The sequence below is a fragment of the Chitinophaga tropicalis genome (genome assembly GCF_009758205.1).
GTDB classification, from domain to species: Bacteria; Bacteroidota; Bacteroidia; order Chitinophagales; family Chitinophagaceae; genus Chitinophaga; species Chitinophaga tropicalis.
In genome coordinates, this window is record NZ_WRXN01000016.1 from 147,935 (window position 1) to 159,913 (window position 11,979).

Below are 11,979 nucleotides of genomic sequence, written 5' to 3' on the forward strand. Positions count from 1 at the left end.
CCAAAGGCGGTATATAGTTTTGTTCCCCTTCACATGACTTACACCGTCCCCATAATTTCTATAGGAAAGTTATAAAATCCGCCGAACATTCCATTCATTTTTTTTCCGGGCTCAGCAAAGATATTATCTGAAGGTGAGTCTTATTTCTGAGGGGAATTTACCGAAGTAGACATGAAAGGCATCCCTGAATTTGCTGAAGTCGCCATATCCTACCAGGTAGGCTACGGCATTATAGGGCAGATCCGAATTCCCCAACAATTCAAATGCTCTCATCATTCTTTTTGAGTTGTAGTACTCATCCGCTGACCTGCCGAACACGGCCCTGAAACCGTCTTCAAGTGCCTGTGGACTGAGATTGAAGTCTTTAGCAATACGCATCAGTTCTCTTGTATCCTGCAGGTTAGTGTTAAGGTGTACCTGGAGGGCGAAGATGTTTGCCAGGTCCTGATCTTTAATGGTGATACTGTGAAGGTATTTCATAATAGTATTAACATATTTTTCCGCAAACTGAATGAGGAGTTCATTTGCGCATTCGGTGAAGAATTTACGGGCTGTAGGGCCTGTTAGTTTGCAGGCCAGGATCTTTTCTATAATAAGCGCTTCCATGCTGTCTGTCTCCATAGGGGCTGGGTTTATCACGCCTCCTCTCCTGCTTGCCAGCTCCATTACAACAGGGAAGGTAGTAATACTGTCTGCCAGGAATTGCCGGGCATTCTCATGAAGATCAATATGAAAGCACCAGTATACCCCGGGACTAACATCCGCCCGGTGGTCAATATTCCCTGGCACCCACACCATGTTATGCCTTCCTTCGTTAAGCGGAACAAAATCTCCGTTCTGCAGCCAGGCATCAATTTCCCCTTTCAGCATATAATGAATTGTTAACAGATCCTTCTGGCTACGGGGCTGGATGGTGGTGGCTGTATGGCAGGTAATGATATGAAATTGGATGGTGAATAATTGTAATCGTATACGTTGTGAACAAATACTCACTTCATCACTTATATAAGTAAAGGCATTTGCTATGGGTATTCTGTATTTTTCGAGGCCAGGTGGGATATAACCTGGTTTCACAATGGCGGAGGGTAGAAACTCCATAGATCTGGTTAATTAGTTGTTAACAAAAGCACGTTCTCGTTATTCTTCCAGTATTCTAAATTCGTCTGATGGTAGTAAAAAAGATGGATTTGTAGCTAAATCAATATGACAATTTCAGTCACTTAAGATCATAACGCGGTGTCATAATAACATGATATTGTAAAATTGATGGAAAAAATTTTTCTAAAAAAATAAAAATACTTGGGACGTTGCTTATGAGGTCTACACTAGGGTTTTGATAAGGGGCGACTATAGAGTGTATCATGTGAGATAATTAGAATTTCGAGAATCATCATACAGCTTATAAGTAAATATCAAACTACCAACCAAAATTACCTAGCCTTATGTTAATACGGTCAGCCATTTCGAGCACATGTCGGTGCTTCGCCAAAGTTCTGTTCTTCGTCTTTCTCGGCAGTCTGTGTTTACACATGAATGCCCAAAGCTCAGGAAAGATCATCCCCAAAGTTACGATCGCTTCGAGAAGTATTACTATCTCGGAAGTTTTTAAGCTGATACGTAAACAAACGGGAAAGGTTATATGGTACAGGAACGAAGACATTAACGAGAACAAGAAAGTCACTGTCAATTTCAAAGACGCAAGCCTCGAAGATGTATTGAGATATCTATTCCAAGCATCTGATATCTCCTGGACCTATGATGATGAAGCGATCATCTTACGTAAAAAAAAATTAAGTGAGAACTCAAATCCAAGTACCACTTTAACAGACACTTCTCTTTCCACCATTCAGTTAATAACAGTTACAGGTAAAGTTACAGACGAAAAAGGTAGCCCTATTATTGGGGCTACTGTTGTTTTGAAGGGGACAAGAACTGGAACCATCTCTGATTCAAATGGAGACTTTCTGATTACCGATGTTCCATCAAATGCAGTTTTGACGATTTCTAGTATTTCCTTTGCTACGAAGGATTTTCCAATAAAAAAAAGGACAGTTCTTGGCAACTTAATACTAAATAGATATGAAAAAGTACTAGACGATGTTATTGTTCTAGCTTACACGAAAACAACTAATAGGCTATTGACTGGGAACGTTTCTTCAGTGAAGGCCAAGGACATACAGAATTCTCCTGTTAACAATCCAATACTCGCAGCAGCCGGCCGTATACCAGGTATTACTATTACTCAATCTTCTGGCTTCGCCAATAGCGGTATAGAAATACTTATACAAGGAATTAACAGTTTACAAAAGGGGGTATCTCCGTTTTATGTGATTGATGGGATGCCATATATTCAATCTCTTACAGCCGATTTAGGCACCATTTTCAGACCTGGGGGGCGTGGAGAGGGAGCTGGCCCAAATCTTGGGAATCCGTTGTCTTTCATTAATCCGTCAGATATAGAAAGCATCCAAGTGTTAAAAGATGCGGATGCCACTGCTATCTATGGATCTCGCGCCGCAAATGGGGCCATAATCATTACAACTAAAAGAGGCAAGTCTGGTAAGATGAAACTTGACTTAATAATGCAGACAGGTTGGGGCACAGTAGCGAGAAAGTTAGACTTAATGAATACCAAGGAATATCTGACAGTTAGGAGAGAAGCATTTTCGAACGATAATATAACCAACATCCCTTCGACTGCTTATGACTTGAATGGAACATGGGATTCTACCAAGTATACTGATTGGCAAAAAGAGCTACTTGGAGGCAAGGCCAAATATAGTGATATACAACTTGGAATTAGTGGTGGAAATACCAACTTGCAATATCTAATAGGCAGCAACTATCACAGAGAAACAACTGTTTTCCAAACTGATGCAGCCGATGTAAAAGCATCTGTCAGGGTAAATTTAGATGTCAACTCAAATGATAAAAAGATATTAATTAACTTTTCTGGCAGTTATTTAGCAGACAACAATGAACTTCCTCTTGCAGATCAGACCAGAGCTGCAATGACTTTACCTCCAAATATGCCTGATTTAAAAAAGGCGGATGGAAGCTTGAATTTTGCCCCAAATAGTTCTGGTGTTAGCACAATCACTTCAAATCCACTAGCTAGTTTAAACTCTCAGTATAAGAGCGCAACTAATAGTCTCTTAAGTAATTTAGTCCTCAATTATAAGCCAATGCAAAACATATTACTTAAGTTAAACTTGGGCTATAACAATATGCAGACTAATGAATACACTGGAATACCTTTAAGTGCATTTAACCCTGAAAGACGAACATTTGCAATAAGGCGAGCAGAATTTGGATTCAACAGCGTAAAATCATGGGTTATTGAACCACAGATCCACTACAATCTCGAACGAAGTTTTGGAAATCTAACTGTAGTGGTAGGAAGCACTATCCAACAAACTACTAAATCAAGAAACCGAATTTCTGCCAGTGGATTCTCAAACGATTGGGTTATGTCTAATTTAAACGCAGCTACAACAGTCTCTATTCCTTTCAATTCAATCCTTTTCTCAGAATATAAATATAATGCTGCATTTATACAACTAAATTACAACTATCAAGATAGATATTTAGTCAATATTTCAGGAAGACGAGATGGCAGTAGTAGATTCGGAATACAAAGTAGGTTCCACAATTTTGGTTCTATTGGTGCTGCATGGATCTTTTCAAATGAACTAGGCATAAAAGACTTGTTTCCATTTCTGAGCTTCGGTAAAATAAAAGGAAGTATTGGCACTACAGGAAATGACCAGATTGGAGACTACGCATATGAAAGTTTATACAGGAATAATAACGGAGATATTCCCTATAGAGGAGGCTCTTCATTAGCTATTGACAAAATCAACAATGCTCATTTGCAATGGGAGACTACAAGAAAACTATCGATTGGCTTAGACTTGGGCTTTTTACAAGATAAAATTTACTTAAATACTGTTTATTACAGAAATAGATCTTCTAACATGTTGATACAAGCAACAATACCGGCCACTTCAGGACCGATTCTGGGACTTGTAGCAAATCTCCCCGCAGTTATTCAAAATTACGGTTTTGAGTTATCCATAACAACCACCCAATTGCGGACTAAAGCTATTTCCTGGTCAACAAACGCCAACATTACCATTCCTAAGAACAACTTGAGCTCATTTCCAGGGCTCTCCAACAGCCCCTACTCAAATGTATATGTAATTGGACAACCGTCAAATTTAGTTAAAAGATTCAGATCAAGTGGGGTAAACCCAACAACTGGTCAGTATGAATTTTTAGACAAAGATGGAAAGACTACGAATAGCCCTTCTAGTGATCCTCTAAACTACTCAAAAAATATTAATCCTAATCCAACACTATATGGAGGAATATCAAATACTTTAACACTAAAGAGATTCTCCTTAGATTTTTTAGTTCAATACGTAAAACAAAAAGCTGAAAATTTACCATTCGATGGTGTTAATCCAGGACAGGGCATGTTTAATTTTACAAAAGGCACATTAGATCGCTGGCAAAAACCTGGAGATGTAAAATCAGTTCAGAAACTAACTACATCAAACTTTGATCTTATTAATGCCTATAGATACCAACTATCCAGCGACGCATACTGGGAAGATGCTTCATTTGTGAGACTTAAGAACGTTGCTTTATCGTATGATTTTGGTGAAAATCTACTGAACAGAATTAGGTTCAATAGCTTAAGAGTATTCGTAAATGCACAAAATCTCCTAACATTTACACCATATAAAGGATTGGATCCTGAGACAAAAAGCAATTTTTCCCTTCCTCCTCTCAGAGTTTTGACATTTGGAATTCAAGCATCACTTTAATTTTATTATCATGAAAAGTTTATCTCCAACTACCTGTTCATTAAAATATTCTCAAAAGGGTTCGAACAGTTTAACATTAAAATTATTGATTTCATTGCTTGGAATTCTCACAGTTTCTTGTAATAAACTTGTTGAAGTAAAACCGCCTATAGTAGGAACAAGTAGTTCCGTAGTTTATCAGAATGATGCCAGTGCTATTGCTGTTGTAAACGGAATTTATACTCAAATGTTCCAACAGGGTATAAATACTGGGATAACCTCCTTGAGTTTATGTGCAGGGTTATCATCAGATGAGCTCGTTGTCTACAATAACGTGAATGATCCAGTTCTTACGTCTTTTTACACAAATACTCTAACACCAACATTAACTGGGGCATTTGATTACTGGAGCAGTATCTATTCAAATCAGATCTTCACTATTAATTCTGTTATAGAAGGACTGAATTCTAGTATAAGCCTTACTCCCGCTGTAAAAAAACAACTTTTAGGTGAAGTCAAATTTCTTCGAGCTTTTTGCTTTTTCTACCTTACAAATCTCTACGGCGACATTCCCCTGGTGCTAACAAGTGATTATACTTTGAACTCAAAAATAGGAAGAAGCATTCAAACAGAAGTTTATAAACAAATTGTCTCCGACTTAAAAGAAGCTGAAATACTCTTAAACGAAAATTATTTGAATTCTACACTGCTAAGTGCATCAGACGAAAGGGTCGCTCCTAACAAATATGCTGCAACATCTTTATTAGCAAGAGTATATTTATTTATTGGTGAATGGCAACAAGCTGAATCGCATGCTTCACAGGTAATCTCAAATCAAGCGTTGTACGATACAGTACCCTTACAAGATGTATTCCTGATAAATAATAGAGAGTCCATTTGGCAATTACAATCAGTTAGCAACACTGTGACCAATACAAGTGATGCATTATTATTCATATTGCCAAGCACTGGGCCTAATTCATTTCCCAACACTGTGTATCTATCAGATTCTCTTGCATACTCCTTCGAAGCAGGCGATAATCGTAGGGCTAATTGGATAGATAGTGTGATTGTTGATAATATTACTTATTTCTACCCAACCAAATATAAAAGTAATATTTTGCAATCCCCCCCTCAAGAGAGAACGTCTATTCTTAGGCTCTCGGAACAATATTTAATTAGATCTGAAGCAAGGATTAGGCTCGGTGATATAACTGGTGGTCTGTCCGACTTAAATATAATCCGAGTAAGAGCCGGTTTGAGTCCAATCTTAAATGCTTCAAATGAAACAGCTCTATCTCTTGTTCTTCGTGAACGCAGACTAGAATTGTTTTTAGAATGGGGTCATAGGTGGTTCGATTTAAAACGGACTCTAAATGCTGATAACGTCTTATCAAAAACAAAAGCTCCAAACTGGCAATCAACAGATCAATTATATCCAATACCCGCTTCTGAACTAAATAGAAATTCAACGCTAGTTGGACACCAAAACCCTGGTTATTAGATATATATCATTGATTCAAGGAAATTTCATAATTCTCAATAAACTGTCTCATGTTAATGCAAGGTAGGGTCTTAGTAGTTATTCTTTCATTACTTTTAATTACTTCAGATATTTATTCTCAAAGAAATGAGAATTGGAGCCCAAAGAATCTTTCTATTCCAACAAGGTGGACTACAGGGGTATCTTCAGATTCTCCCTTGCCAGAGTATCCTCGCCCTCAATTAGTAAGAAAAAACGGTTGGCGCAATTTAAACGGCAAGTGGAACTACAAAATTACACAAACAGAAAGTTGGCCAGTAACTTATGACGGAGATATCCTCGTCCCGTTTCCAATTGAATCGTCACTATCTGGTGTAAAAAGAAAGTTGTTACCAACGGAATTACTATGGTACCGGAAAAAATTAGGCCCTATTAAGCGATTAAAGGGAGAAAAGGTATTACTTCATTTCGGGGCTATTGATTGGCAGGCAACCGTCTATTTAAATAACGTAGAGGTTGGCAGACATACTGGCGGTTATACTGAATTCACTATTGATTTAACTAAAGCATTACAAAACAGTAATAATGAACTCTTAGTCAAAGTATATGATCCTACAGATAAAGGTATTGGCCCTCATGGTAAACAAGTATTGAATCCACAAAATATATATTACACTTCGTGTTCCGGTATTTGGCAAACTGCTTGGCTTGAAACTGTCCCCGAAATTTATGTCAAGGACATAAGAATTAATCCTGACCTTGATAAAACGGCCTTTACCTTGACCTTGAAAACAAGTGAGAAATCACATCTTTGTCAGGCTGAAATTGTTGTTTCTGAATCTGGAAAGATAGTAGCTAACGTTAACGGCCCTGCGGATTCAACATTTATAATTAAGATAGAGAACCCAAAAACTTGGTCTCCTGCCTCCCCGTTTCTTTATGATTTTCAAATAAGACTTAAGTATAAAGAAAAGATAATCGATCAAATCGATAGTTATGCGGGGATGCGAAAGATTGAGGTTAAGCCAGACAATTTTGGTTTCAATAGGATCTATTTAAATAATAAATATATATTTAATTTGGGAGTTTTAGATCAGGGATATTGGCCTGATGGGATATATACGGCGCCAACAGATTCAGCTTTATGCTTTGACCTAAAGGCAATCAAAGCAATGGGATTCAATACAATTAGAAAACATATTAAAATCGAGCCAGCAAGATGGTATTATTATACTGATAAATTAGGTTTACTAGTATGGCAAGATTTTGTTAACCCTAACCAAAAACTACCTGAGGGCGCTAAAATCGAATTCGAAAATGAATTAAAAGAGACAATTGATCAACTATACAATCATCCTTCTATTATTTCTTGGGTTCTGTTCAATGAAAGATGGGGACAGTACGACCAAGGTAGGCTCACAAAGATAGTCAAAGATTTAGATCCATCTAGACTATTAAATGGGCATTCTGGGGAACTTTTATATGTGAACAATCAATTGAGGGATCGGAGCGACAATCCTTATCAGGGATCGGACATGGCTGATGTACACTCCTATCCTTTTCCGAGAAATGCACCTAAGTTACCCGGAAAAGTTCAAGTATTGGGAGAATTTGGAGGAATTGGCGTCCCTGTAGAAGGACATTTTTGGGATGATGTAGCTGTTGGATGGGGGTATCAAGGAGCAGGAAACATAGACACTCTTAAAGAATACTATCGAAAAATGACAGATTCTTTAGTTAAGCTTGAGAAACAAGGTTTATCAGCATCCATCTTTACTCAACCTTTTGATGTTGAATCCGAACAAAATGGATTAATTACATATGATAGAGCCATTATAAAGATAAATCCAGACACACTACGAAAATTTAATTCCTTTCTTTGGGGTACTACATCTGATTCTTCTTTCATTTTAAGTAAACAATTCCTTTCCCTACAATATCTTGCATTTCCAACTTATTCAGAAAAGAGAACCTTGTTCGAAAATGGACGGCGAGATTCTACGTTTCTAAGAAACTTGGGAATTTCTGCTGTAAGACACAAAGACACATTACTTGCAACAAGAGTCACAAATCAATATCTTAAAGTCATTAAAGATACTTTCGCCACAGAAAATCTGAAAGCCATTCTATTTTTCACTAATTCAACCAATGATTCAAGTTTCCGAGTATTACTACGGAATAGAGAGAGAGTAAATGCTGTTCTTGGAAAGAATACTGCAGAACGTTACGTGATGCGTATTATATCTAGTGAATATATTCTTCCATATTTAAATGATTCAATTATTAATTGGGGGCAAATAGAAAAGATTATCCCCCAATATGGAGAATTAGCAGAAGAGGAAATATTTTCATCTAAAATGATTTCATATCTTAACAAGAAAGATTGGAACAATTTCTCCAAGTATTACATGCTCTATTATAAGAGAGCAATGCCTTCTAATAGGAGTAAATTTCATGTCAATAATATGTCTTGGCAAGTATTCCTAAATAGCAGTAATCCAGAAATCTTAAAATTTGCAGCGAAAGTGATGGAAAAGAATATTGAAAAAAATGACGCCAATTCACCAGAGGCCTTTGATACCTATGCCAATCTCCTGTATAAAATTGGCAATCGGTCTGAGGCATTAATTTGGGAAAGGAAGGCATTCGAATTATCTAAAAACCCAGAGATAAAACAAAATCTTGATAGAATGATTGCAAATCAAAAGACATGGGAATAAAATTCTCTATCTCCAATTCTTTCGAGTTAGCAGAAAGTTATATTTACGAATTAATAGATTTTCAATCATTTATTAATGAAAAAAAATTCTGTGTTTTTTTTATTTGTTCTTGCTTGCCAATTTCTAGCCACATATACTAGTCAAGCACAGATGAAAAGTATTAAACCTAGAACCATTGAAATGTGGCCTGATTTATTAATCCCCCAAATTTCACCCGATGGCAAATATTGCTTGTATATTACTACCAATTTCCCAAATGGATTTAACACACTTACAATTAAATCCACTAAGGGTGGAGAGGAACACAGCTTTACAAGTGCTAGAAATTTTGAAAACGTTTCTCTAGACAATAATAAAGCAACCTTTCGAAAAGGATTGGATACTGTTATGATTTATTATTTTAGTGGAAAATTGGATTACTATTTAGGTTACAATCAAGTCCAGAGTCATCCAAATGACAGGAATACAATTATTTTGAGAAAAAAAGATAGTGTAACAGTACTAAAATCCGGAAAAATGATCTCACTACCTCGGGTAATGAGGGTGGAGTTCATAAACGGAGGCACGGGTGTATTTGTTCATACTTTCGACACTATACAAAACGTTAGATCCGAGAGTATCCTTAAAATCACGTTGCACGATATGAAACCTTATATATTAGCCACGACAAAAGAATTTAAATCATTATGTTTTAATGCAGATTTCAACAAGATGGCTGCAATATTGATTGACTCTAGCGAGAAACAAACTAAAACGGCAATAGTTATTGACCTTACAACCAATAAAGTCAGAATAATAAAAAACAGCTTAGATATCAGTGAATTAGTCGCATTTACGAAAACCAATAATTTAATTCTCCAGTTAAAATATGATACATATTCTCAGAAAGGAAATCAAACTAGCGATTTGAGAATTTGGCGGTATACAGATTCAAGAATACCAATTGCTGAAAATAGATCTACACAAATAATGAAAGGATGTATTCCTTTAAATTCCGACCAGTTGATTTTACTAGACATAAAAGGAGAAAAGACTGATTGGAATCGTGGTGTATATTCTAATGAATGGGGAAATACCTGGCTAATATCCCAAACAGACGGTGATTGTGATGAAAGAGAAGTGAATTGGAACCCCGCCTGTAAAAAAAGATGGTTCATCATTAGCTTTTCTGACGGCAAAAGGCATGCACTAAAACTACCTGACGATCCTCGGATACAGTATTTTCTGACTCCAGACGAGAAATATGTAGTGTATTATGATCGAGAGAAAGATGATTACTGCAGTTATCGCATTGCGGATTCGTCAGTTGTCAACTTAACAAATCATACGAAATTATCCTACCTTCCTGAGATTAAAGTAGATACCGGTGGATATATTCCTTTTAATCAGCGTGGTTTAGCAGGGTGGAGCAAAGATGGAAAATCTGTCTTTATTTATGACGATTATGATATCTGGATGTTTGATTTAGATGGAAAAAGCGTACCTATTAATATAACCAATGGATTGGGAAAAGATAATAAAATTGTCTTCTCTTTTATAAATTCTTTAACTAAGAATATAATAGATACAAGAAAAGAAGTCATTGTTACATCCTTAAATACGTTAAATAAGTTTAACGGCTTTTACAGATGCTTGCCCAAGCAAAAGTCGATCAATCCAGAATTATTATATCAAGGGCCATTTATTTTCTACATTCCCTTTTATGCAATTTTTAATTTTCAAGGAAGAGTGCCGTTAAAGGCCGCAAGTGCCGCAACATATATAGTACGGAGAGAAAGTGCCACTGAGTTTCCTAATTATTATTCTACAAGCGACTTTAGATCCTTTACTAAACTATCTGATCTGAGCCCAGAAAATGAGTATAAGTGGATTACAACTGAATTGCATAGTTGGACTTTGCCTGACGGCTTAAAAATTCAAGGGGTTCTATATAAACCGTCTGATTTTGACTCTACAAAAAAATATCCGTTAATTTTTAGCTTATACGAAAAGCAGTCCAATGCATTAAATGGCTATATTTTCCCCGATCCAGTATTGAATGGATGTCAAATAAATCCTTTAATATTAGCACAGGAAGGATACTTGATATTCAAACCTGATATTTATTACAAATTCAACAAAAGTGGGGAATCCGCGTTATTATCAGTTGAATCCGCTATTAGATATTTAGGTAAATATTCTTGGATTGATACGACAAAACTTGGTATTAATGGATGCAGCTATGGAGGATTTGAAACCAATTATATTATCGCTCACTCCAGATATTTCAAAGCTGCTTGCTCTGCTTCGAGTATTTCTGATTTATTTTCCTACTACAACAATTCTTATGAAGGTATTTACACCTCATTTACCTACGGTCAATTAAGGATGAAAAGAAACTTGTGGGAAGATCCCGATTATTATATCAATAATTCCCCCTTATTTAAAGCAAACGATATCGAGACTCCATTGCTACTTTTTCATACAACAAATGATGGAGGTGTCAAGTTCAGCCAAGCTGCACAGCTTTTTTTGATTATGAGGCGACTGAGAAAACCGGTCTGGCTACTTGAGTATAAGAAAGGTGATCATGGAGTATTTGATTTAGAAAATAAAGTAGACTTTAGTTTAAGGATGAATCAATTCTATAACCACTACTTAAAAGACTCTATAACTCCAATCTGGCTTAAGAAATAAGAATGTACTCTAAATAAAAGTTGTAATACTTCTCTGCAAATTAACTTTTCTCATCAATTAGATATCAAGATAAGGGATTGGATTTGAAAGGCGCGAATCACAATTACATGAGCTAATCGCCACTAGCAGCGCTTCAAGTGTACTTGAATTTGCTATCTATAATGTAGATTCCGGAGTATGGTATCCCCCCATACCGGAACATGGTACCCCCTCATTCCGCTGATGGTAACCCCACCCTAATATTACTAGGATTGGAGTATATGAAGCTATAAATTTCACCCATCATTAC

The 11,979-nt window shown here is 36.5% G+C and carries 5 protein-coding genes; 4 read left to right on the plus strand and 1 reads right to left on the minus strand.

Annotation, left to right across the window (positions count from 1 at the left end; genetic code table 11):
- Nucleotides 1-123: 123 nt before the first annotated feature.
- Entirely contained in the window at nt 124-1,098 is a 975-nt protein-coding gene (locus tag GO493_RS26645; RefSeq protein WP_157309285.1) for an AraC family transcriptional regulator, read from the minus strand.
- Nucleotides 1,099-1,529: 431 nt separating this feature from the next.
- Between GO493_RS26645 and GO493_RS26650 the strand changes: the two genes are divergently transcribed.
- From GO493_RS26650 to GO493_RS26665, 4 genes are all read left to right on the plus strand, one after another.
- Nucleotides 1,530-4,832: a SusC/RagA family TonB-linked outer membrane protein gene (locus tag GO493_RS26650; protein ID WP_198315837.1), complete on the plus strand. Its 3,303-nt coding sequence runs from the start codon at nt 1,530-1,532 to the stop codon at nt 4,830-4,832.
- A gap of 10 nt (nt 4,833-4,842) precedes the next feature.
- The gene (locus GO493_RS26655; RefSeq protein WP_157309287.1) at nt 4,843-6,315 is read left to right on the plus strand and encodes a RagB/SusD family nutrient uptake outer membrane protein; all 1,473 of its coding nucleotides are present in this window, start codon (nt 4,843-4,845) and stop codon (nt 6,313-6,315) included.
- 56 nt (nt 6,316-6,371) lie between these two features.
- The gene (locus tag GO493_RS26660) at nt 6,372-9,014 is read left to right on the plus strand and encodes a glycosyl hydrolase 2 galactose-binding domain-containing protein (protein WP_198315838.1); all 2,643 of its coding nucleotides are present in this window, start codon (nt 6,372-6,374) and stop codon (nt 9,012-9,014) included.
- A 75-nt stretch (nt 9,015-9,089) separates the two neighbouring features.
- Nucleotides 9,090-11,690 carry an alpha/beta hydrolase family protein gene (locus GO493_RS26665; RefSeq protein WP_157309289.1) on the plus strand — a complete coding sequence of 867 codons (2,601 nt, stop codon included), beginning with the start codon at nt 9,090-9,092 and terminating at the stop codon, nt 11,688-11,690.
- Nucleotides 11,691-11,979 lie beyond the last annotated feature (289 nt).

Bases quoted from the DNA above. Each gene is read 5' to 3' on its own strand.
- GO493_RS26645 (WP_157309285.1), bottom strand. From the start codon at position 1,098: ATGGAGTTTCTACCCTCCGCCATTGTGAAACCAGGTTATATCCCACCT.
- GO493_RS26650 (WP_198315837.1), top strand. From the start codon at position 1,530: ATGAATGCCCAAAGCTCAGGAAAGATCATCCCCAAAGTTACGATCGCT.
- GO493_RS26655 (WP_157309287.1), top strand. From the start codon at position 4,843: ATGAAAAGTTTATCTCCAACTACCTGTTCATTAAAATATTCTCAAAAG.
- GO493_RS26660 (WP_198315838.1), top strand. From the start codon at position 6,372: ATGCAAGGTAGGGTCTTAGTAGTTATTCTTTCATTACTTTTAATTACT.
- GO493_RS26665 (WP_157309289.1), top strand. From the start codon at position 9,090: ATGAAAAAAAATTCTGTGTTTTTTTTATTTGTTCTTGCTTGCCAATTT.